Source organism: Streptomyces herbicida (assembly GCF_032656585.1).
Lineage (GTDB): Bacteria > Actinomycetota > Actinomycetes > Streptomycetales > Streptomycetaceae > Streptomyces > Streptomyces herbicida.
The window spans coordinates 233548-256279 of the sequence record NZ_JAUYWJ010000016.1; the positions used below are offsets into that span (position 1 = coordinate 233548).

The 22732-nt window shown below is 71.9% G+C and carries 18 protein-coding genes and 2 tRNA genes; 4 read left to right on the forward strand and 16 right to left on the reverse strand.

The features are described from left to right. Positions 1 to 1037: 1037 nt before the first annotated feature. The 8 genes from holA to leuS all read right to left on the reverse strand — a co-directional run bounded on the left by holA (position 1038) and on the right by leuS (position 11764). Positions 1038 to 2024, reverse strand: a complete 987-nt coding sequence (holA, locus tag Q8A52_RS31530) for a DNA polymerase III subunit delta (RefSeq protein WP_316757615.1) — start codon at positions 2022 to 2024, stop codon at positions 1038 to 1040. Positions 2025 to 2090: 66 nt separating this feature from the next. Continuing rightward, a complete protein-coding gene (locus Q8A52_RS31535) occupies positions 2091 to 2336 on the reverse strand; it encodes a hypothetical protein (protein WP_316757617.1) in 246 nt (81 codons plus the stop codon). Positions 2337 to 2370: 34 nt separating this feature from the next. Continuing rightward, positions 2371 to 3210 (reverse strand): arylamine N-acetyltransferase family protein, encoded by an 840-nt coding sequence (locus tag Q8A52_RS31540; protein ID WP_316757618.1) that lies wholly within the window; start codon positions 3208 to 3210, stop codon positions 2371 to 2373. Between the two features lie 4 nt (positions 3211 to 3214). Beyond that, positions 3215 to 5839 carry a ComEC/Rec2 family competence protein gene (locus Q8A52_RS31545; protein ID WP_316757620.1) on the reverse strand — a complete coding sequence of 875 codons (2625 nt, stop codon included), beginning with the start codon at positions 5837 to 5839 and terminating at the stop codon, positions 3215 to 3217. Continuing rightward, the gene (locus tag Q8A52_RS31550; protein ID WP_316757622.1) at positions 5836 to 6975 is read right to left on the reverse strand and encodes a ComEA family DNA-binding protein; all 1140 of its coding nucleotides are present in this window, start codon (positions 6973 to 6975) and stop codon (positions 5836 to 5838) included. Before Q8A52_RS31550 ends, Q8A52_RS31545 begins: the two co-directional genes overlap by 4 nt. A 106-nt stretch (positions 6976 to 7081) precedes the next feature. Then, a complete protein-coding gene (locus Q8A52_RS31555; protein WP_316757623.1) occupies positions 7082 to 7927 on the reverse strand; it encodes a DegV family protein in 846 nt (281 codons plus the stop codon). A 72-nt stretch (positions 7928 to 7999) separates the two neighbouring features. Then, on the reverse strand, positions 8000 to 8743 hold the full coding sequence (locus Q8A52_RS31560) for a hypothetical protein (protein WP_316757625.1): 744 nt from the start codon (positions 8741 to 8743) through the stop codon (positions 8000 to 8002). 138 nt (positions 8744 to 8881) lie between these two features. Then, positions 8882 to 11764, reverse strand: coding sequence for a leucine--tRNA ligase (leuS, locus tag Q8A52_RS31565; RefSeq protein ID WP_316757627.1), 2883 nt, complete (start codon positions 11762 to 11764; stop codon positions 8882 to 8884). A 417-nt stretch (positions 11765 to 12181) separates the two neighbouring features. Between leuS and Q8A52_RS31570 the strand changes: the two genes are divergently transcribed. Together Q8A52_RS31570 and Q8A52_RS31575 are read left to right on the forward strand one after the other, a co-directional pair. After that, a complete protein-coding gene (locus tag Q8A52_RS31570; RefSeq protein WP_316757629.1) occupies positions 12182 to 13477 on the forward strand; it encodes a cytochrome b/b6 domain-containing protein in 1296 nt (431 codons plus the stop codon). Further along, positions 13474 to 15084 carry an NADH-ubiquinone oxidoreductase-F iron-sulfur binding region domain-containing protein gene (locus Q8A52_RS31575; RefSeq protein ID WP_316757631.1) on the forward strand — a complete coding sequence of 537 codons (1611 nt, stop codon included), beginning with the start codon at positions 13474 to 13476 and terminating at the stop codon, positions 15082 to 15084. Before Q8A52_RS31570 ends, Q8A52_RS31575 begins: the two co-directional genes overlap by 4 nt. A gap of 113 nt (positions 15085 to 15197) precedes the next feature. On the opposite strand, the gene Q8A52_RS31580 is transcribed toward Q8A52_RS31575, so the two are convergent. Next, positions 15198 to 15270 (reverse strand) — tRNA-Ala (locus Q8A52_RS31580). Positions 15271 to 15408: 138 nt separating this feature from the next. Here Q8A52_RS31580 and Q8A52_RS31585 point away from each other — a divergent pair. Next, the gene (locus tag Q8A52_RS31585) at positions 15409 to 16608 is read left to right on the forward strand and encodes a glycosyltransferase 87 family protein (protein WP_316757633.1); all 1200 of its coding nucleotides are present in this window, start codon (positions 15409 to 15411) and stop codon (positions 16606 to 16608) included. On the opposite strand, the gene Q8A52_RS31590 is transcribed toward Q8A52_RS31585, so the two are convergent. The 3 genes from Q8A52_RS31590 to Q8A52_RS31600 form a co-directional block, all read right to left on the reverse strand. Beyond that, positions 16598 to 16831, reverse strand: coding sequence for a hypothetical protein (locus Q8A52_RS31590; RefSeq protein WP_006136074.1), 234 nt, complete (start codon positions 16829 to 16831; stop codon positions 16598 to 16600). The two genes, Q8A52_RS31585 and Q8A52_RS31590, sit on opposite strands and share 11 nt — an antisense overlap. A gap of 3 nt (positions 16832 to 16834) precedes the next feature. Further along, entirely contained in the window at positions 16835 to 17008 is a 174-nt protein-coding gene (locus tag Q8A52_RS31595) for a hypothetical protein (RefSeq protein WP_316757635.1), read from the reverse strand. Between the two features lie 69 nt (positions 17009 to 17077). Further along, positions 17078 to 18547: an MFS transporter gene (locus Q8A52_RS31600; protein WP_316757637.1), complete on the reverse strand. Its 1470-nt coding sequence runs from the start codon at positions 18545 to 18547 to the stop codon at positions 17078 to 17080. Between the two features lie 123 nt (positions 18548 to 18670). On the opposite strand from Q8A52_RS31600, the gene Q8A52_RS31605 reads away from it, so the two are divergent. After that, positions 18671 to 19579: a helix-turn-helix transcriptional regulator gene (locus tag Q8A52_RS31605; RefSeq protein ID WP_316757639.1), complete on the forward strand. Its 909-nt coding sequence runs from the start codon at positions 18671 to 18673 to the stop codon at positions 19577 to 19579. 53 nt (positions 19580 to 19632) lie between these two features. On the opposite strand, the gene Q8A52_RS31610 is transcribed toward Q8A52_RS31605, so the two are convergent. From Q8A52_RS31610 to Q8A52_RS31625, 4 genes are all read right to left on the reverse strand, one after another. Beyond that, a tRNA-Ala gene (locus Q8A52_RS31610) sits at positions 19633 to 19705 on the reverse strand. A 118-nt stretch (positions 19706 to 19823) separates the two neighbouring features. Continuing rightward, positions 19824 to 20492 carry a histidine phosphatase family protein gene (locus Q8A52_RS31615; protein WP_316757641.1) on the reverse strand — a complete coding sequence of 223 codons (669 nt, stop codon included), beginning with the start codon at positions 20490 to 20492 and terminating at the stop codon, positions 19824 to 19826. Further along, positions 20492 to 20935, reverse strand: a complete 444-nt coding sequence (gene rsfS / locus Q8A52_RS31620) for a ribosome silencing factor (protein WP_316757643.1) — start codon at positions 20933 to 20935, stop codon at positions 20492 to 20494. The genes Q8A52_RS31615 and rsfS overlap by 1 nt, the downstream gene beginning before the upstream one ends. A gap of 102 nt (positions 20936 to 21037) precedes the next feature. Continuing rightward, positions 21038 to 22720, reverse strand: a complete 1683-nt coding sequence (locus tag Q8A52_RS31625) for an LCP family protein (protein ID WP_316757645.1) — start codon at positions 22718 to 22720, stop codon at positions 21038 to 21040. Positions 22721 to 22732: the final 12 nt, after the last annotated feature.

Below are 22732 nucleotides of genomic sequence, written 5' to 3' on the forward strand. Positions count from 1 at the left end.
GCCCTCTCTCATCCGCTCCCGTCCGGCAGCCCGAGCTCATACGCGGCCTGCGTTCGCCACGCGGGTATGAGCTCACCAGCTTGATCCGAAGGCCCCGCCACCTCGCCCTTCCCCGGGGCGGGCGGCGGGGCCTTCGTCATGCGCGGGTCGCTCGCGCGGCGTTGACGAGTGGCACAGGGGCGGGTGAGCGGGGGCGGTGCGCCCCCGCCGGGGGCGTCCCCGGAGCCTCTCCGGGAGCGGGGCACGGCGAGTGGGCGAGGAAAGCGGCGTGCCCGCGCTGTCAGCGCCCCCGCGAGCGGGCGGCCGCGAGCGGACAACGGGGGCGGGGCGTCCTCGCCTTCGGCGTCCCCGGGAGCGGGTCGGCGTCCCCTGGAGCGGGCTGCCGTCGCGACCGGCACGACCGCATTCGCCGGCGCGGCCGGACCTTCGGCGTGCGCGGCGCGGGACGGGATCGCTCGCGCGGGGGTGCCGAGCGGACAACGGGGGCGGGGTGTCCTCGCCTTCGGCGTCCCCGGGAGCGGGTCGCGGCGAGTGGAGCCGAGAAGCACCGCGTGCCGAGGCAGCGCGTGGTCCCGCCGTCAGCGTCCCCTGGAGCGGGCTGCCCTCGCGATCGTCACGACCGCCTTCGCCGGCGCGGCCGGACCTTCGGCGTGCGCGGCGCGGGACGGGATCGCTCGCGCGGCGTCGAGGAGTGCCCCGGGAGTGGGTCAGACGGGCGGAATGCCCCCGCCGGGGCCGCGTCCGGGGCGTCTCCGGGCGTGCGCACGGCGAGTGGACCGATGAGGCACCGCGTGCCGAGGCAGCGCCTGGTCCCGCCGTCAGCGTCCCCTGGAGCGGGCTGCCCTCGTGACCGGCACGACCGCATTCGCCGGCGCGGCCGGGCCTTCGGCGTGCGCGGCGCGGGACGGGATCGCTCGCGCGGGGGTGCCGAGCGGACAACGGGGGCGGGGTGTCCTCGCCTTCGGCGTCCCCGGGAGCGGGTCGCGGCGAGTGGAGCCGAGAAGCACCGCGTGCCGAGGCAGCGCGTGGTCCCGCCGTCAGCGTCCCCTGGAGCGGGCTGCCCTCGCGATCGTCACGACCGCCTTCTCCAGTGCGTACTCGGGGTCGTCCCCGCCGCCCTTCACGCCCGCGTCGGCCTCGGCCACCGCCCGCAGTGCGAGCGCGACACCGTCCGGTGTCCACCCCCGCATCTGCTGCCGCACCCGGTCGATCTTCCACGGCGGCATGCCCAGCTCCCGTGCGAGATCGGCGGGCCGGCCGCCACGCGCGGACGACAGCTTCCCAATCGCCCGTACCCCCTGGGCCAGCGCGCTCGTGATCAGCACCGGCGCGACCCCGGTGGCCAGCGACCACCGCAGCGCCTCCAGCGCCTCCGCCGTACGCCCCTCGACCGCCCGGTCGGCGACCGTGAAGCTGGACGCCTCGGCTCGCCCGGTGTAGTACCGCCCTACGACGGCCTCGTCGATCGTCCCCTCGACGTCGGCGACGAGCTGAGTCACCGCGGACGCCAGCTCCCGCAGATCGCTCCCGATCGCGTCGACCAGCGCCTGGCACGCCTCGGGCGTGGCCGACCGGCCGAGCCCACGGAACTCGCCGCGCACGAACGCGAGGCGGTCCGCCGGCTTGGTCATCTTCGGGCAGGCCACCTCCCGCGCGCCCGCCTTGCGCGCCGCGTCGAGCAGCCCCTTGCCCTTGGCCCCGCCCGCGTGCAGCAGCACGAGGGTGATCTCCTCCGCGGGCGCCCCGAGATACGCCTTCACGTCCTTGATCGTGTCGGCCGACAGGTCCTGCGCATTGCGTACGACCACGACCTTGCGCTCCGCGAAGAGCGACGGGCTGGTCAGCTCGGCGAGCGTGCCGGGCTGCAGCTGGTCCGGAGTCAGGTCACGTACATCCGTGTCGGCGTCGGCGGCCCTGGCAGCGGCCACCACCCCCTGTACGGCACGGTCGAGCAGGAGGTCCTCCTGGCCCACGGCGAGCGTCACCGGGGCGAGAGGGTCGTCATTTGCAGTCTTCCTGGCCATCGGGACAAGCATCCCACGCACCACTGACAACGGACCCCGCCGCCGACGCGCGGGCGCCTCCCAGGCCTACGGCTCCTCGCGCCAGCCGTCCCACTCCCCCGCAAACGCGTCCAGCTCCGCGGGGTCCAGCCGCTTGCCCTCGTCCCGCAGGACCACGAGCCACTGCGCGTCCTCGGCGTCGTCCTCGCCGGCCAGCGCATCGCGGACGAGGCGCGGTTCCTCATCGACTCCGAAGCGCTCCGCGAGCGCCTCCACCGCTTCCTCGGCCGCGTCGCGGTCGGGCAGCACCAGCACGTGTCTCACATCGCTCACGTGGTCATTCTCCGGCATCCGACGTATGCCTGAATCAGTCGTCCCGATTACGCTTTCGCACCGTCGGCACACCGTCGAGTTCGATCCCGAACCGATCCCGGTACACCCCAAGTACCTCCTCGTCCGTGCCCAGTTCCCGCACCTCCTTCGTCCCGTCGGCCCCCGTCACCGTCAGCGCGCGCCCGCTGATCGTGATCCTCCCTCCGTCCTCCGTCACCCGCGAACAGACCAGCGACTGCGTGAAGTGCGACGCCGGCGAGGTGCTGTGCCACCACGCCCCGGCCGTGAAGTCGCCGAGCACCCGGGGCCTGGTCTCCAGGCGGTACTGGGGCTTCCCGTCCCGCATCACGTCCAGGTCCCCGGCACCGGCCACCTGGGCCGCGCCGTCCGCCCCCGCGGCGTCCGGCCCGGCCTCGGCGATCCGAAACGTCCCGCCGGGATCCATCTGCTCCCCGCGCTCCGCGAAGGCCAGCGGACCGTGGCTGTGCGCCCCGAACCCCACATCGGCGAGCCACTCGCTCCCGTCGACCGCCCGCACCCGCAGCGCGAGATGGTCGTACGGAATCCCGAGCCGCCCCTCGTCCCCGTACACCCGTCCCGCGAGCAGCACGACCTCGAAGCCCAGCGCGGCGAGCAACGCCCCGAAGGAGCCGTTCAGTTCGTAGCAGAAACCACCCCTTCGCGCCCCCACCAGCTTGTCCAGCAGCCGCTTCTCCTCCAGCACGATCTCCTCGCCGAGGTGGATCGACAGGTTCTCGAAGGGCACGGCCCGCAGATGACGCACATGCAGGTCCCGCAGAACCTCGACGGTGGGCCGCTCCGGGCGCTCTGCACCCAGCCGGCGGAGATAGGCATCGACCTGTGCTGTATTCATGCACTCAGTCTCGCGCCACCCGCAGCTCTCCGTCCGTCCCGCCCGCCCCGACGACCGCGAGCGCCCCGTCCCGGTCCGTACGCAGCACCACCGCCCCTCCGGCACGCAGCGCCGCCACGGTGCCGGGCGCGGGGTGGCTGTACGGGTTGTCCGCACCGCACGAGATGAGCGCCACCCGAGGGGCCGCCAGACGTATCAGGTCCGGGTCCTGATAGGCCGAGCCGTGGTGGGCGACCTTCAGCACGTCCACCTCGCCCAGCTCGGCTGCCGTCGGCGACCTCAACAGCGCCTGCTGGGAGGCGGGTTCGAGGTCCCCGAGGAGCAGCAGCCGCAGCCCGGCCGAGCGCACGAGCATTGCCACGCTCGCGTCGTTGGGGCCGTCCGGAGCCGGGGCCGCCGGGCTCGGCGGCGGCCACAGCACCCGCCAGGACAGCGCGCCGGTGCGCCCCTCCTCTCCGGCGACCGCGTGGGTGAGCCGGATGTGCCGCCGCGCCGCCTCCTTCCGTACGAACTCGGCCTGGTCCGCGGGCTCCTCGAAGCCCGTCGTCTCGATCGCGCCCACCGAGCGCCCCCGCAGCACTCCGGGCAGTCCCGTGACGTGATCCGCGTGGAAGTGGGTCAGCACGACCAGCGGGATCCGGGTGATGCCGAGCTCCCGCAGGCAGTGGTCGACCAGCGCCGGATCGGGTCCGGCGTCCACGACCACCCCGCTGCCCTCTCCCGCCGCCAGCACTGTCGCGTCCCCCTGCCCCACGTCGCACATCGCGAACCGCCAGTCCGGTGGCGGCCAGCCCGTGATCACCCGGGTCAGCGGCGCCGGCCGCACCACCACGAGCAAGAGCAGCGCCCCGCACGCAGCGCACCACCAGGGGTGCCGCAGCAACCGCCGGCCGACGCACACCAGGGCCACGGTGACCACGGCGAGCAACAGCGCTCCCGTCCAGCTGGCCGGCCAGTCCACCCCCGCGCCCGGCAGCGCGGACCCGGCCCGGGCCACCCCCGCGATCCATCCGGCAGGCCAACTCGCGCACCAGGCCAGTGCCTTGGCCACCGGCATCGCCACCGGTGCCGAACCGAGCGCCGCGAACCCGAGCACCGTGGCCGGCGCGACCGCCGCCTCGGCGAGCAGATTGCAGGGCACCGCCACCAGGCTCACCCGCGCCGACAGCACGGCGACAACCGGCGCGCACACGGCCTGCGCCGCACCGGCCGCCGCCAGCGCCTCGGCCAACCGCTCGGGCACCCGGCGCCGCCGCAGCGCCGCACTCCAGCCCGGCGCGAGCACGAGCAGCGCGCCGGTGGCCAGCACCGAGAGCAGGAACCCATAACTTCGGGCCAGCCACGGGTCGTACAGCACCAGCAGCAGGACGGCCGTCGCCAGCGCCGGGACCAGCGATCTGCGGCGTCCCGTCGCCAGGGCGAGCAGCGCCACCGATCCGCAGGCCGCGGCCCGCAGCACGCTCGGGTCCGGTCGGCACACGAGGACGAACCCAGTGGTGAGCACGGCCGCGAGGAGCGCGGTGGCCCGCAGCGAGACGCCGAGGCGCGGGGCAAGACCGCGGCGCTCCACGCGCTGGGCCAGACCGGGCGGTCCGAGGAGCAGGGCGAGCAGGATCGTGAGGTTGCTGCCGGAGACGGCGAGCGTGTGCGCCAGGTCCGTCTCCTTGAACGCCTCGTCCAGCTCGGGCGTGATCCGTGAGGTGTCCCCGACGACCAGCCCCGGAAGCAGCGCACGGGCATCCGCCGGCAGCCCGTCGGTGGCCTCGCGCAGCCCCGCCCGCAGCCGTCCCGCCAGCCGCTGCGGCCCGCTCGGCCCCGCCATGATCTCCGGCACCTGCCGCGCCGTGACCCGCAGCACGGCAGCTGTCCGGTCCCCGCCCGCCATCACGGGCGCCAGTCGCGCGCTCACCCGCAGCCGGGTCGTCGGCAGCAGCCCGAGCCAGGCCGAACGCCCCGGGGGCCGGGCCGAGGCGCCCAGGGCCGCCGGCTCCGGTGCCGGGACATCGCCGTCGACGATCACCAGCACCGGTGTCCGCGTCGTCACGGCCGTCCCGTCGGCCTCCTCGATGCGCCGCACCTCCGCGTGGATCAGGACGGCGACCGGGGCCGCGTGATCTCCTCTGATCCGGGGCCTGCTCAGCCAGGGATCGGAGACGAGTTCGACCTCGGCGGTCACGGTGGCGTACTGCCGGGCCAGCCCGGGCACGGGCTCGCGACGCAGATCCGCTCCGTGCAGCCCGGCGGAGACGGCGGCCGCTGCGACACAGAGCAACACCGCTGCCGACGCGGCACGCGGCAGGGGCCCCGCCCGGGCGGACCATGCCCTCGTCGGTGCGGACAGGGCTGTCGCCCCGTCGTCCATGTGGCGTCGTCCACCTGGTCGTCCACGTCTTCCCGACGCCAGGAGGAGGCACGCTGCGATCAGGCATGCGGCCGCAATGGCTGCGGTCCGGGCGGGCGGTGTGTCGAGCGTCAGCGCCGCCGTCGCCCAGGCCGCGAGCGCGGGCGGTACCAGGCGCAGGTCCGTCGGTCCTTCCTGCCTCGGGTGGGCGGCGCCCAGCCGTTTTCCGGAGGCGGCGTGCACGTCCGCCCGGCCGGTGATGATGCGGTCGCCGGACACCTGGCTCATGGCCGCACCAGATTCCGCAGGTCGGCGAAGCGGCGGTCGCCGATGCCGTTGACCTGGCGCAGTTCGTCGACCGAGCGGAAGCCGCCGTGCTGGGTGCGGTAGTCGACGATGTGCTGGGCGAGCACGGGGCCGACGCCGGGCAGGGTGTCGAGCTGTTCCGTGGTGGCCGTGTTGAGGGAGATCGGGGCCGAGGGTCCTTGCGCACCCGCCGTGGAGCCGGCCGGTCCGGAGCCGCTGACACCGCCGGTGCCGGGCCCCGCGGCCGGTGCGGGGCCGCCGACGACGACCTGTTCGCCGTCCACGAGGAAACGTGCGCGGTTGAGGCCCTCGGTGCTGGTGCCGGGACGCACTCCGCCCGCTGCCCGCAGCGCGTCGGCCACCCGTGAACCGGCGGGCAGGCGCTGGATCCCCGGGTCACGGACCTTGCCGCTGACGTCCACCACGATGTCCGTCCCGGCGGCCCCCGGAACGCCCCCGCCGGTGCCGCCGGACCCGGACCGCCCGGCCTGCCGGGCCTGCCCGGCCCCCTCGCTCTTGTCCTCCTTCCGGTACGGAGCCTCCGCCCGTACCACCTGGGGCGCACTGACGGGCTGTGTGCGGCCGGCCCAGAAGTGCTGCACGGCGAGCACCGCGGCGATGCCGAGGAGCACCGCGAGCGCGGCCACGCCCCGCCGTTCCAGGCCGCACCTGACCTGCAGCCACATCGACATCCGCTCACGCAGGGCGAGCCCGGCACGCTCCCTCCAGGCCGGCACCACGCGTTCGTCGCCGGCGTCGGACAGGACGGTGTCGTCTTCGTCCGGGCTCACCCTGCGCACCGGGCCCACCTTTTGCGCCGGGCTCAGCCCGGGCGCCGTACCCGTCACCGTCGCCGTGTCCGCACCCGGCACCGTGTCCGCGCACACCTCCCTCCCCGGCGGCGCCTTTCCCGACTCCCGCCACTGCACGGCGCGTTCGCCGAAGAGCAGTTCCGCTCGGCGGCGCAGTTCCTCCGCCGGTGCGGAGCGGTGCCGGGCTCGGGGGCGGGTGTCGTGGCGGGCCGGTGAACGACGGTGGCGGGTGCGGCCGTCGGAGGCGGGAGCGCGGCCCGGGCCGCTGGTCGCGGACGAGATGCGGGAGCGTGATCGAAGTGCCATGCGACGAGGATCGGACATCCCGTCGATTCGCGATGATCTTGCTCAATATCCGGGGAGCAGCGCCCAGTTGTGGAAAACTCCGGCACTCATACGGGTGAAGCAGCTGTCATCGCGGAGAGACGACGGCGCCCAGCAGCCCGGGTCCCGTGTGTGCCCCGATCACCGCCCCGACCTCGCTCACATGCAGGTCGGCCAGTCCGGGCACCCGGGTCCGCAGCCGGTCGGCGAGGGCCGACGCCCGGTCCGGGGCGGCGAGATGGTGGACGGCGATGTCGACCTCGGCGGTGCCGGCCCGGTCGGCCACGATCTCCTCCAGCCGGGCGATCGCCTTCGACGCCGTACGCACCTTTTCGAGGAGTTCGATGCGGCCGCCGTCCAGCTGCAGCAGCGGTTTCACGGCGAGCGCGGAGCCCAGCAGGGCCTGGGCGGCGCCGATGCGGCCGCCGCGGCGCAGATAGTCGAGCGTGTCGACGTAGAAGTACGCGGAGGTGCCCGCGGCCCGCTTCTCCGCGGCCGTGACGGCCTCGTCCACGGTGCCGCCCGCCTCGGCCGCCTCGGCAGCGGCGAGCGCGCAGAAGCCGAGCGCCATCGCGACCATCCCGGTGTCCACCACCCGCACCGGCACCGGCGCCTCGCGCGCGGCGACGACCGCCGCGTCGTAGGTGCCCGACAACTCGGCGGAGAGGTGCAGCGAGACGATGCCGGCGGCCCCGGACTCGGCGACCCTGCGGTAGGTCTCAGCGAATACCTGCGGGCCGGGGCGGGAAGTGGTGACCGGCCGCCGCTTCTGCAGTGCCTGGGCGAGGGAGCGGGTCGAGATCTCGGTGCCCTCTTCGAGCGCCTGGTCGCCGAGGACCACGGTCAGGGGCACCGCGGTGATGCCGTGGCGCTCCATCGTCCGCGGCGGCAGGTAGGCCGTTGAATCGGTGACGATCGCGACATGGCGGGACATGAGCTGGAGGTTACCTGGCGTAGTGGCCGAACGGCAGCCCGGCCCCACTCACCTGGGCCGGGACCGGCCGGATCAAGTGGTGCTCTCCGGGCGGGGCTTCTTCTGCCACGGGTAGGAAGGGCGTACGCCGGGCGGGGTGATGGCGGTCCGGGTCGGCTCGTCGGCCGTGCCGGACCCAGGGGCCTCGGGCCAGGTCTGCTGAGCGGTACGGGCGTCGGCGTCGGCGTCGGCCGGAGCCTCGGGCCAGGGAGGGGGCGTGTGCTCGGTGTCCGAGCGGGTCCAGTGCCGCAGTGCGCCGGTCTCGACGTCGATCTGGGCGCTGAGTGCGTCCAGGTCGTCGTCGGCGAAGCGCTGGGCCCGGTCGCGGACCGCCCAGCGCAGGGCGTCGGCAGACTGGGTGATGCGCTCGGTGCGCCGGCGCAGCTCGGGCAGCCGGCCCGCGAGCGTGGCACGGTCCGGCTCGGACTCCATGCGCTTGAGCTCTTCGTCCAGTTCGTGACCGTGCACGCTCAGCCGCTGGAAGAGGCCGAGGGACTCTCTGAGCGACTCGTCCTCGGCCACGCCCGAGTGCAGCGCGTCCTGGGTGGCGCGCATCGAGGTGCGCAGGGTGAGCCGGAGCTGGGCGATCTCGCCGGCGGGGCCGGTCTGGGTGAAGGATTTGGCGCGCAGGGTGTGGTCCTCGACCGTGCGGCGCGCCTGCGTGATCGTGCGGTCGACGCCTCGCTTGGCGGCGCCGATCGCCTTGATCATCGCGTAGGTGCCCAGGACCACGAAGAGCAGGAAGAGCAGGGCGAAGACGGTCAAGAATGCTTCCACGGCGCTCCTCCTCAAGCCCCTCGCGGCACGCGCCGCGCCGCTCTTCGTGCTTCTCCACGGTAAACGCAGCAGGCAGGTCCGGAGTTCCGGAAGAACCCCGAACCTGCCCGTAGGGGACCACCCCGAGGCGCCGGCCGCTCAGGCCGGGACGATGTTCACCAGCTTCGGTGCCCGGACGATCACCTTGCGGATTCCCGCGCCGTCCAGCGCCCGTACGACGTTCTCGTCGGCCAGCGCCACCTTCTCCAGCTCCTCGTCGGAGATGGCCGGCGGGACCTCCAGGCGGGCCTTGACCTTGCCCTTGATCTGCACGACGCAGGTCACGGTCTCGTCCACGACGTACTGCGGGTCGGCGACCGGGAAGTCCTGGTGGACGACCGAGTCGGTGTGGCCCAGCCGGCGCCACAGCTCCTCGGCGATGTGCGGGGCCAGCGGCGCGGCCATCAGCACCAGCGGCTCGGCGACCGAGCGCGGCAGGACGCCGCCCGCCTTGGTCAGGTGGTTGTTCAGCTCGGTGACCTTGGCGATGGCGGTGTTGAAGCGCAGGCCCTCCAGGTCCTGGCGCACGCCGTCGATCGCCTTGTGCAGGGCGCGCAGCGCGTCCTCGTCGGGCTCGGCGTCGGAGACGGTGACCTCGCCGGTCGCCTCGTCGACGATGTTGCGCCACAGCCGCTGCAGCAGCCGGAACTGGCCGACCACCGCGCGGGTGTCCCAGGGGCGGGAGACGTCCAGCGGGCCCATCGCCATCTCGTACAGGCGCAGCGTGTCGGCGCCGTACTCGGCGGCGATCTCGTCCGGAGTCACCGCGTTCTTCAGGGACTTGCCCATCTTGCCCAGCAGACGGGAGACCTTCTCGCCCTCGTAGTAGTAGGCGCCGTCGCGCTCCTCCACCTCGGCGGCCGGCACCGCGATACCGCGGCTGTCGCGGTAGACGTAGGCCTGGATCATGCCCTGGTTGAACAGCTTGTGGAACGGCTCCGCGGAGGAGACGTACCCCAGGTCGTACAGGACCTTGGACCAGAAGCGGGCGTACAGCAGGTGCAGCACGGCGTGCTCGGCACCGCCGACGTACAGGTCGACACCGCCGTGCGGCCGGCCCTCGCGCGGGCCCATCCAGTACTGCTCGATCTCCGGGTCGACCAGCTTCTCGCTGTTGTGCGGGTCCAGGTAGCGCAGCTCGTACCAGCAGGAACCGGCCCAGTTGGGCATGGTGTTGGTCTCGCGGCGGTACTTCTTCGGCCCGTCGCCCAGGTCCAGGGTGACGTTGACCCAGTCCTCGTTGCGGGACAGCGGGGTCTCGGGCTGGGTGTCGGCGTCGTCCGGGTCGAAGGTGCGCGGCGAGTAGTCCTCGACCTCGGGCAGCTCCAGGGGCAGCATCGACTCGGGCAGCGAGCGGGCGATGCCGTCCTCGTCGTAGACGATCGGGAAGGGCTCGCCCCAGTAGCGCTGGCGGCTGAACAGCCAGTCGCGCAGGCGGAAGTTGACGGTGCCCTGGCCGATGCCCTTGCGCTCCAGCCACTCCGTGATGCGCGCCTTGGCGTCGGCGACACCCAGGCCGTCCAGCTTGATGTCGTCGTTGGAGGAGTTGATGATCTTCGCGTCGTACGACGAGAAGGCGTCCTCCCACGTCGAGGTGTCGGTGCCGCGGCCGTCGGTCGGCTCGACGATGCAGCGGATCGGCAGCTCGAAGGCGCGCGCGAACTCGAAGTCGCGCTGGTCGCCCGCCGGGACGGCCATGATCGCGCCGGTGCCGTAGCCCATCAGCACGTAGTCGGCGATGAAGACGGGGATCCGCTCGCCGTTGACCGGGTTGGTGGCGTGCGCGCCGGTGAAGACGCCGGTCTTGTCCTTGGCCTCGGCCTGCCGCTCCACGTCGGACTTGGCACCGGCCTGCGCGCGGTATGCGGCGACCGCCTCGGCCGGGGTCGCGTGGCCGCCGGTCCACACCGTGTGGGTGCCCTCGGGCCAGGCCTGAGGGGTGAACTTCTCGACCAGCGGGTGCTCGGGGGCCAGCACCATGTAGGTCGCGCCGAACAGGGTGTCGGGACGCGTGGTGAAGACCGTGATGTGCTCGCCGTCGATCGGGAAGTCGACGCGGGCGCCCTCGGAGCGGCCGATCCAGTTGCGCTGCTGCAGCTTGATGGCCTCGGGCCAGTCCAGCTCCTCCAGGTCCTCCAGCAGCCGGTCGGCGTAGGCGGTGATGCGCATGTTCCACTGGCGCAGCTTGGCCTTGAAGACCGGGAAGTTGCCGCGCTCGGAGCGGCCGTCGGCGGTGACCTCCTCGTTGGCCAGCACGGTGCCCAGGCCGGGGCACCAGTTGACCGGGGCGTCGGAGGCGTAGGCCAGCCGGTACTCGCCCAGGACGTCGGCGCGCTCGGCGGCGGTCAGCTGGTTCCACGCGCGCCCGTGGTCACCGGGTACGGCGCGCTCGCCGCTCTCGAACTGGGCGATCAGCTCGGAGATCGGGCGGGCCTTGTTCGCCTCGTCGTCGTACCAGGAGTTGAAGATCTGCAGGAAGATCCACTGGGTCCACTTGTAGTAGTCCGGGTCGATCGTCGCGAACGACCGCCGCTTGTCGTGGCCCAGACCCAGCCGGCGCAGCTGGGCCTTCATGTTCTCGATGTTGGCCTCGGTGGACACGCGCGGGTGCGTGCCGGTCTGCACGGCGTACTGCTCGGCCGGCAGGCCGAAGGCGTCGAAGCCCAGGGTGTGCAGGACGTTGTGGCCGGTCATGCGCTGGAACCGGGCGTAGACATCGGTGGCGATGTAGCCCAGGGGGTGACCGACGTGCAGGCCCGCACCCGAGGGGTACGGGAACATGTCCATGATGAACTTCTTGGGCTTGGCGACCAGCCCGGGGGCGCCGGCCAGGTCGCCCTTCGGGTTCGGAGCGGCGTAGGTGCCGTCGGCGTCCCAGAAGTCCTGCCAGCGTGCTTCGATCTCGGCCGCCATGGCAGCCGTGTAGCGGTGCGGCGCGGCCTCCGCTGACGTAGCAGCGGCAGCGGGGTTCGTCTCGCTCATGATCCTCAAAGCTCCATCGGTCGTCTCTGCCTGCGGCGTGTCGTTCTAGAAACGAAAAATCCCCTCACGCAGGAGGGGATGCCGCGCCGATGCCGACCGCCCGGTTCACCCGGCGGTCGGGACTGATCAGCGCGGCCCGCTAAGCAGAAGGCGTACGGCACGCATGGCGTCAGGGTACCGCAGGCGTTGAGCAAGTCGCGACGCTCTTCCGTATGCCTGACTGAGCACAGCAAGCACGGAGGCAAGGTCTGAACCAAGGTCAAAGCTTACTTCGCGTAACACCGCACTAGGGGACATCGCAACAGACGCATTGTCCTTTGATAACAACGCAATAACTCAAACCTCGTACTGATCGGTATGGCGCCGCTTAGAGTTCGGCAGCGGGACCGCTTTCCCGAACTGCTCGGAGTTGCCCCCATGAACCCTCGTCGTAGTAACAGCTCGCTCCCCAAACCCGGCCGGTCGGCCTATGGGGTGGCGTCGGCTGTCGTCCTGCTGCTCATACCCGTGGTGGTACTGAACGGCGGCAGCTGGCTCCAGGACTTCCTCAACTTCGGTGCGGGCGTCCTGTCGCTCGTCAGCCTCACCTGCTCGGTGATCTGGGGCCTGGTCGCCCAGGACCGGCTCATCCTCGACACGCGCCAGCGGATCATTGCCCAAGGCATCCACCGGGTGACCGCCGTCGCCTCGATCGCCTTCCTCCTGGTGCACATCACGATCAAGCTGGCACTGGAGCACACCGTCCTGATCGCCGCGCTGATCCCCTTCAGCCTCGGCGTCTCGGGCAGCGGCGGGCTCATCGGCCTCGGCTCCCTGGCCGGTCTGCTCATGATCTTCGTGGGCGTCACCGGCGCGCTGCGCAACCAGTTCGCGTCCCCCGCACCGGTGGCCGCGCGCTGGCGCGCAATGCACATGCTGGCCTACCCGGCCCTGTGCGCGGCCCTGATCCACGGCCTGTTCGCCGGACGTCCGGCGAAGACGTTCTTCATGGTGTCGTACGAGTTGTGCCTGGTCGGAGTGATGGCGGCCCTCGCCCTGCGCGCCGCGCCGCGCAGCTTCAAGCGCAAGGTCGCCGACCGGATCGTCGCGATCATCGGCAACGAGGAGCGCTCCAGCCTCGAGGGGCTGGACGCAAACCGGGCCCGGATGGCGGAGTCCTCGTCCGGACTGCCGGGCTACGAGAACGAGCGCCCGGCCAGGCCGTCGTTTTCGGACACGGCGGCATCTCCCGCGGCCGCCGGATACGGCGCCGCGCCGGCCCCAGAGCCCGCGTCCGGCTTCGCGGCCGCCTACCGGGCCGTGAAGACACCCTCCTCACGCCCCGAACAGGGCTTCGCCGCCGGCCAGACCGCACGCATGGATCTGCCGCTGGACATGCAGGCCACGGCGGCGATGCCACGCATGGACAGCCCCTCCAGCACGTCGGGCAGCTGGCCGATCCCCTCTCCGCCGCCGGTGGGCGAGGCGCCGCCGTCGGCCTACGACCCGCTCCAGGACACCGGATACAACATCCCGGTCTATGGCAATTCGGGCGGCGCCGGGTATGGCGGAAGTGACGTGTACGACACCGGTGAGACGAACAACCTCTACGGCACGTACAACTCGAACGACACGTACAACAGCGGTCCCGCCAATGAACCATCCCCCGGCAGGTCGTACGACACGCCGGGTTCGGGCGAACCTTGGAACACGCCTTCCGGAGGCTATAGGTGAACGAGGCCCTGCCCGACGTACCAGAAGTCCGTGTGGTCGGACTTCCTCAGCTCACGTCGGGCTTCGACCTTGTCGAAAGGCTCGATCTGCCCATGCACCTGAAGGTGCACGGGCCGCTTGAACCCCTGGGCGGCGAGCAGCTCGCGCAGCTCGCCGAACGGATCAACCTGAAGGGCCGCGGCGGCGCGGGCTTCCCCTTCCACAAGAAGCTGCGCTCGGTCGCCGAAGCGGCGATCAAGCGCGGCGTACGGCCGGTCGTCGTCGTCAACGGAAGCGAGGACGAACCGGCCTGCCGCAAGGACACGGTGCTGATCAACCGTGCCCCGCACCTGATCCTGGACGGCGCGCTGCTGTGCGCCGAGGCGCTGGGTGCCCGCACGCTCGTGGTGGGGGTCACCCGTGAGTCGACCCAGCGCTCCATGGAGGCCGCGCTCGCCGAACGCGGCCTCTCCAACGGCCGCCGGTCGGCACTGAAGGCGTTCGTCCAGCGCAACCCGGTCCGCATGGTCACCGGCGCCGCCGCGTCGCTGATCCGCTCGATCGACGGCGGCCCGGCGATCCCGCCCGGCCGCAAGACCAGCGCCTCGCAGAACGGCGTCGGCGGCGCGCCCACGCTGCTGTCGAACGCCGAGACGTTCGCCCAGCTGGCGATCGCCGCCCGCATCGGCCCGGAGCGCTACGGCAACACCGGCCTGTACGACGAGCCGGGCACCGTCATGCTGACGGTCTCCGGCGCGGTCGCCCGCCCGATGGTGATCGAGGTCCCCACCGGCGTGCCGCTGCGCTACGTCCTCCAGCTGGCCGGGGCCCCGCCGGTGCCGCAGGGCGTGCTGACCGGCGGCTACCACGGCAAGTGGATCGACGCGGCGACGGTCAACGAGGCCATCGTCTCCCGCAACTCCCTGGACGCGGTGGGCGGCGCGCTCGGGGCCGGCGCCATTCTGCCGATCACTCAGGAGACGTGTCCGCTGGGCGAGTCGCTGCGGGTGGCCCAGTGGCTGGCCGACGAGAGCGCGGGACAGTGCGGTCCCTGCTACCTCGGGCTGCCCGCCGCCGCGCGCGGCATGGAGGACATCCTCAACGGCGGCGGACCGGCCGCCCTGGAGGCTCTCAAGCAGGTCGCCAAGAACGTGAAGCGGCGCGGCGCGTGCTCGCACCCGGACGGCTCGGCGATGTTCCTGGAGTCGACCATCAAGGCGTTCACCGACGACCTCGCCGCCCATGTGCTCGGAAACGGCTGCGGAAGGCCCGTGGAGGGCGTTCTGCCGCTCTTCGAGGGAGGCAAGGCCCCGGCGGGCATCCCGGGCGGCGGAGAGCCGGAGGAGGCCGGAGGCAGCCGCCAGAAGATCTACGTGGACTGGACGCTGTGCCGGGGTCACGGCCTGTGCGCGGACATCCTCCCGGAGGTCTTCCAGCTCGGCGCCGACGGCTTCCCGACCGTCGCCCAGGCGAAGGTGCCGCAGTACGCGGAGGCGAAGGCCCTGCGCGCTGTGCGCCGCTGCCCGGCGCTGGCGCTGCGCATCGAGGAGGACACGCGCTCCCAGGCGCCGTCCCGCAACCTTCCGGTCCTCTCCCAGGGTCGCGGTCGCCGCGCCCTCGGCCGCTGAGCACACTCACGGCGGGTCACCCGGCTCGGGTGGCCCGCATTCGTCGTGCCCCGGCCGCCTCCGTACACGACGAAGGCGGGTCATCCGTTCGGATGACCCGCCTTCGAGTTCTGTGGAGCTAAGGAGAATTGAACTCCTGACCTCCTGCATGCCATGCAGGCGCTCTACCAACTGAGCTATAGCCCCGTGCGGCCATGCGGTCGAACCGCATGTTCACCGTGTCGCCCGGCTTCCCCGGCGGCGACGCCAACATTACACGGTCGAAGGGGTGCACCACCAAATCGTTTCCGTTCTGTACGGATTCGGGCGCTAGTGTCGGTCTTCGTGTCCGTGATCGCGATCCCCGGAGCCCGCAGCAGCGCATCGGTCGCCCTGGGGGCGTGCCTCTTCTCCTTCACCGCGTTCTGGGTCGCACAGCGGGCCGCGCACGTGTCGATGATCGACCTGATGGTGTACCGGGCCGAGGGGGCGACCGTCCGCGCGGGCGGCGACCTGTACGCGCTGCGGGCGACCCCCGAGCATCTGCCCACGACGTACCCGCCGTTCGCGGCCCTGCTGTTCACTCCGCTGACGTTCCTGGACGTCCCGCAGCTGCGCGCGACGGCGACGGCCGCGAACCTCGCCCTTGTGGTGGCGTTCGTGTGGCTGTCGCTGAAACTCGTGGGAGCCGCGCGCGTGGAGAGCGTCTGGTGGGTCGCGGCGGCGGCCGTGTGGTGCGAGCCGGTGTGGACGACGCTGCGCTACGGACAGGTCAATCTGCTGCTCGCCGTCCTGGTGCTGTGGGATCTGTCACGCCGTCCGGCCGACGGCCCGGCCCGCTGGGCCGGGGCCGGTTTGGGGCTGGCCGCGGCGGTCAAGCTGACGCCCGCGCTGTTCGCGGTGTTCCTGCTCGCCACCGGCTGCGTGGCGCACCTCAGGGGCGGCGACGGACGCCCCTGGCTGCGGCACGCGCGCGGGGCGGCCGCCGCGTTCGCGGGGGCGACGCTGCTCGCGGCGGCCGTCCTGCCGTACGACTCGTGGCGGTTCTGGACCCGCATGGTCTTCCGCATGAGCCGGGTGGGGCATGCCGAGGAGACCGCCAATCAGGCCCTGCGCGGCGTTCTGGCGCGTCTGCTGCACACACCGGCCCCGGGGGCCCTCTGGGCCACCCTGGCGGCTCTGGTGGCCGTGACAGGGCTGTCGGTGGCGGTCCTGGCGGAGCTGCGGGGCCTACGCGCGTGGGCGGTGGCCGCCTGCGCCGTGACGGCGCTGTTGATCAGCCCGGTGTCGTGGTCGCACCACTGGGTGTGGTGTGTGCCACTGGTACTGCTGCTGTGGACGCGAGGGCACCGGGCGGCCGCCCTGGGCACTGTGCTGGTCTTCTGCTCGTACGCCCTGTGGTGGGTGCCCCACGGCCCCGCGCGGCCCGAACTGCACCAGGGGGGCATCGCGTTGGCGCTGTCCGGCCTCTATGCAGGGGCCGGACTCGTCTTCCTGGCGCTGGCCGGACATCGTTGCCGACGCCCGGCCGGGCTCAGGCCGTGACGAACGAGTAGAACCGCTTGAGCGTGCAGTGCTCCTCGAGGAGCCGGCCGTAGATCGGCTCGCCCTCCAGCTCGCGGTACGTCTCGATCGGGTCGCCTTTTATGATCAGCGCCCGTGCGCATTCCTCGCACCAGTACTGGTAGTCGGGGTTGATCGGCTCCATGTCGCGGACGATCGGCGTTCCGCTCCCGCACCAGTCGCACTTTCGCCTGTGTGCACCCATCGATCAGCTCCAGCTGTGGCCGCAGGCCGTGCACACGTAGGAGATCCCGCCGTTGTCGCCGAGCACTTGGGCCACGTGACCGGAACCGCAGGAAGGGCAGCTGAGACGAGTGGCCGTGTCCCGTGTCAACGTCGCAGCGAGGAGGTGGCCGACCTCCTCGAGGATGCTCGCAGGCATCGCTACTCCCTCCCGTCGGGCCGCGCCCCCTTCCGGCCGTTTGATTCTGCCACGGCCGGACCAATACGGTCAGCGACGCCTCAGTACCAGTCCGGACACGGCACCCACCGAGGCGGTGCCGGCCAGTGCCCACATGCACGCAGAAAGCGCCTCCGCAGAGGTATACGCCGCTGGGGCCCCAAGTGACTCAAGGCGGTTCAAGAACAGTGTGCCGAACGCCGCCACACCGATCAGCTGACCGAGCTGGGTGACCGTCGCGAGCAGCCCGCTGGCGTCCGCCGCGTCCTGCGGCCGCACCGCCGCCAGCGCCCCGGTGAAGGTCGGGCCGAAGGCGAGCGCGAGCCCGACGCCCAGGCCGACGAACGCGACGTACAGCCCGGCTCCGCCGTCGCCGCCGCCCCGAATCGCGAGACCGACACCGGCCACCGAGCCGGCGGTGAGCGCGAAGCCGGCCGGGGCAAGCGCCCGCTGCCAGGAAGCAGGCCAGCGCCGCCAGGTCAGCCCGACCACGCCGAAGACCACCGCGGTCGGCGCGAAGCCGAGACCGGCGCGCAGCGCGCTGTGCCCGAGGCCGCCCTGGAGGTGCAGCGTGAGCGTGAACAGGAATCCGGCGTTGACCGCCATGACGGCCAGGATGCGGAACACCGCCAGGCCCATCCCGGGGTGCCGCAGCACCCGGGGCGCGATCAGCGGGGCGCCGCCGCGCCGGGCCAGCCGGGACTCGTAGCCGCAGAACAGCGCGAAGAGGACCACGGCGGCCGCCAGCGACAGCCACGTCCACAGCGGCCAGTCCTCCTCCTGCCCGAGCACCAGCGGCACCGTCAGCAGCGACACGGAGGAACCGAGCAGCACCAGCCCCGGCAGGTCCAGGCTCCGCGCCGCGCCGGGCCCGGACACTCCGCCCAACGGCAGGACACGCCTGCCGAGCAGCAGCAGTACGGCGCCCACCGGCACGTTCACCAGGAAGACCGGCCGCCAGCCGGTGCCGAGGAGGTCGGCGCTGACCAGCAGCCCGCCGATCGTCTGCCCGGCCGCGGCGCCCACGGCGAGGACGGCCGAGTACGCGCCGAGCGCCCGGACCCGGGCCTCGCCGGTGAAGGTGCGCTGGATCAGGCTGAGCACCTGCGGGATCATCACCGCCGACCCGGCGCCCTGCACCAGCCGGAACACGATCAGCTCGGTGGAGCCCTGGGCCAGGCCGCAGGCGAGTGAGGCGGCGGTGAACAGGGCGAGGCCGACGAGGTGGACGCGGCCGTGGCCGAACCGGTCGCCGAGCCGTGCGCCGGTGATCAGCAGCACCGAGTAGGTGATGGCGTATACGGCGACCACCAGCTGCAAGTCGCTGCCGGGGGCGTGGAGTTCGGAACCGATGGTGGGGGCCGCGACGTTCACGATGAAGACGTCGAGGACCGCCATGAACTGTGCCGTGAGCACGAGCGCGAGCAGCAGCCGGGGCCGGTTGTCAGTGCCGGGTGTTTCACTGATCGCAGGGCCCGGAGCGGGCGTGGGACCCGGTCCCGTTCGGAATGTGGTCGTCATGCCGTCGAGCCTGGCGACGCGCCGATACGGGTGCCGAGAGCCCACCGATGCTGGTACTGACAGCACCTGGCAGGGGACGGACCGGGCGCCGACGATGAAAACGTGACGACGGGGGACGTGACGATGAGGACGACACAGCGCCGCCGGCCGGAGCTGGCCACCTTCCTGCGCAGCAGGCGCGCCCGGGTGACACCGGCCGACGTCGGTATGCCACCGGGGCTGCGCAGGCGCACACCGGGACTGCGCAGGGAGGAAGTCGCCCAGCTCTCCGGCGTGGGTGTGACCTGGTACACATGGCTGGAGCAGGGCCGCCCGATCAACGCGTCCGCGCAGGTCCTGGACGCCGTCGCGCGCACCCTGCGGCTGGATCCGCCGGAGCGGGAGCATCTGTACCGCTTGGCGGAGGTGCCCTTCGACGCGGCCCCGGAGATGCCGACGCGGACGGTCGGACCGGAGGTGCAGGGCATCATCGACGCCCTCGACCCGCTCCTGGCGGTGGTCTACAACTCGCGGTACGACATCCTCGCCGCCAACCCGCCCTACCGGGATCTGTTCGCGGTGCAGGCGACCCTCAGGATCGGTGTGCCGAACGTGCTGTGGTCGCTGTGCACGGTGTCGGAAGAGGCCTGCCCGGTGGTGCACCTCGACCGCGAACTGCCGGTGATGGTGGCCACACTGCGGTCCTCGTACGGCAGACATGTCGGCGAGCCGGCCTGGGAGAACTACATACGCGGACTGTCGGCGGCCAGCCCGTACTTCGCCGAGTTGTGGGCGAGCGGTGCGGTGACGCAACCGGGGCCGCGGGTGAAGACGTTCCGTCACGAGGCGGTGGGAGAACTGCGGATGACCTCGCAGTCGCTGTCGGTGGACGGAATGCCGGAGTGCCGGATCGTGGTCTACACACCGGAGGGCGAAGAGGCCCGCGAGAAGCTCGTGTTGCTCCGGGAACACAGACAGCGGCTGTGGCCGCCGGTGGACGGCGAGGCGGCGGCGATCATCCGTAGGTGGAACGCAGAAGATCCCGCCCCCTGAGGGGACGGGATCCTCATCACCGATCTTTGACAACTCAAAAGAGTGTCGATCCGTGGAGCTAAGGAGAATTGAACTCCTGACCTCCTGCATGCCATGCAGGCGCTCTACCAACTGAGCTATAGCCCCTCACGCCACGCGGCGGAGCCGCATGGTGTTTCGCCCCCACTCGGCGGGGCGAACAAGAAGAACTTTAGCCTGTGACCTGCCGGAAAGTGAAATCCGGGGTCCGGGGCGCTGAGGACGCTCAGTCGTCGTCGCCGAGGACGGGCTCCGGGAGGGTGCCCGCGTTGTGCTCAAGGAGGCGCCAGCCGCGCACGCCCTCGCCGAGGACGGACCAGCAGCAGTTGGAGAGGCCGCCGAGACTCTCCCAGTGGTTGGCCTCGAGGCCGAGCAGACGTCCGATGGTCGTGCGGATGGTGCCGCCGTGGCTGACCACCACGAGGGTGCCGTCCTCGGGCAGCTTCTCGGCGTGCCGCAGCACGACGGGGGCCGCGCGGTCGGCGACCTCGCTCTCCAGTTCGCCGCCACCGCGCCGGACGGGCTCGCCGCGCTTCCACGCGGCGTACTCCTTGCCGTACCGGGTGATGATCTCCTCGTGCGTCAGGCCCTGCCAGACGCCCGCGTAGGTCTCGCGCAGGGCCTCGTCGCGGGCGACCTCGAGACCGGTGAGCTCGGCGAGCTCGGCGGCCGTGTTCACGGCGCGCTGGAGGTCCGAGGAGACGATCACGTCGGGCTTGAGCGAGGCGAGCAGCCGCGCCGCGCGCCGGGCCTGTCCGACGCCCGTCTCGGTGAGCTCGACGTCCGTGGAGCCCTGGAAGCGGCGCTCCACGTTCCAGGCGGTCTGCCCGTGCCGCCACAGGATGATCCGGCGGCCCCGGTCCTTCCTGTCGGTCACCTCGCCCGTAGGGCTCATCACCACTCCCCGTCCAGTTCGGCCGCGTCCTCGGCGGCCTGCAGCTTGGCGTGCTCCTCGGCCTTGCCGCGGGTGGCCTTGGCGTCGGCGGGCAGCTCGAGCTCGGGGCAGTCCTTCCACAGCCGCTCCAGGGCGTAGAAGACGCGCTCCTCGCTGTGCTGCACGTGGACGACGATGTCGACGTAGTCGAGCAGGACCCAACGGGCCTCGCGGTCGCCCTCGCGGCGCACCGGCTTCGCGCCGAGCTCCTTCAGGAGCCGCTCCTCGATCTCGTCGACGATCGACTTGACCTGGCGGTCGTTGGGGGCGGACGCCAGCAGGAAGGCATCCGTGATCGAGAGCACATCGCTGACGTCGTAGGCGATGACGTCGTGGGCGAGCTTGTCGGCGGCCGCCTGGGCGGCGGTGTTGATGAGCTCGATGGAACGGTCGGTGGCGGTCACTGCGTGGCTTTCCGTCGGCGGTCACTAGACATCAAGGGTCTCACGGACCGCCGAGGGCACCCCACGTGATTATCGGATCACGAGGGTGCCCCGGGGCCGTCCTCAGGAGGAGGACGGCGTGTAGTCCTGGCCGAGGACCACCGAGACGCCGGCATTGGAGCTGACCGTGCCCTTCGTCACGGAGCTGGTCGGCAGCCCCAGGGTCTTGGCGACCTCGATGGCGTTCTGCTTGTCGGCGGCGGAGGAGTAGATCACCTTCGAGGTCGCCCGGGTGGTGGACGTCGTACCGGCCTCCAGGAAGGTGAAGCCGCCGTTGAGGAGGACCACACGGGCCTTCTCGGTGTTGTCCTTGACTCCGGTGGCGTTCTGCACGGAGACCCGGACCGCGGAGCCCGCGTCGGGGCTCTTGGCGGTGCCGCCGAGGATGTCCTTGACCACGCTGGCGCTGGTCTGGGCGCTCAGCGTGCCGTCGGTCTGGACGGGCAGCAGGGCCGTCTTGTAGTCGCCGCCCTTGGCGAGGTCGGCGAGCTTGGCGAGGAAGGTGCCCAGGTCCTTGTCGGTCAGAGAGGGGTCGAGGATCTGCGCCAGGGTCTGCACGGTGGTCGTGGCGGCCGTGGCGTCCGAGGACATCTTGCGCAGCACACCCTGCATGACCTGGCCGAACCGCTCCAGCTGGGCGTTCTGGGACTCGCCGGAGACGCGGTAGGTGGCGTAGGCGACGGCCATCTTGCCGCTGAGGGTCTGGTCCTTGCCCTTGTGGACGAGGGGCCCACTGCCCTTCTTCTTCGCGGCCGGGTCGGGCACATCGGCGTTGGTGTCGATGTCGATGTTGCCGACCAGCTCGACGAGGTTCTGCAGATAGGGGGTGTCCAGGCGCCAGGTGCCCTCGATGTTGGTGCCGAGTACGGTGTCGAGCTGGTCCCGGGTCCCGGAGGAGCCGTCGTCGTCGACCGACTTGGCGAGGGTGGTCGTGCCGCCGGCGTCGTCGGTCAGGGCGAGGGAGTTGGGCAGCAGGACGGTCGTGGCCTGCTTGGTGGTGGTGTTGTCGACCAGCAGGGCGGTGGAGGTGCCGCCCTTGCCGGTGTTGTGCAGATGGACGACGATCACGTCGCGGTTCTGGGCGGCCGCGGGGACCGCTGTGCCGGTCTTGGAGCCGGAAGAGGACAGACCTGGCAGCTTCCCGGCGTACCAGAGGTAGCCGGCGCCGCCGACGGCGACCAGCGCGAGGACGACGACCAGGGCAATGCCCCGGCTGCGCGCGCGGCGACGGGCCTCCTCGCGGCGCTCGGTGCGGTTCTCCGTGAACTTCAGCCAGTCGATGACGTCCTCGGAGTTGCCGTCCGGCTCCTCGACGAACGCGAACTGCTCGGTGCGGTAATCGCGTTCGCGGGCGCCCGGGGCTTCCGGTTCCAGCTCCTCGGCGGGTCCGGGCTGCTGCGGGATGTGGGCGGTCTGCTCGGCGACCCGGGGCTGCCGGCCGCTCGCCGCGCTCTGCCCGTAGGGGTCGTACGGGGGTGCCTGGCCGCCGCCGGGGGCGCCGGTGCCGTACGGGTCGTAGGACACCGTCGGCCGCTGTCCGGTGTCGTAGGCGTCGTACGGCGGCACGGGCTGCTGCTGCCCGGTGGCGTAGGGGTCGTACCCGTAGCCCTGTTGCGCGTACGCGTCGTACGTCTGCCGCGGAGCCTGCTGCGCCGGGATCTGGCGGTAGACCGGCTGCCCGTACTCGTCGTAGCCGACGAGTTCGTACTGATCGCCGCCGTAGCCCGCGTCGTATCGGTCGTTCACCGGTGCCCCTCT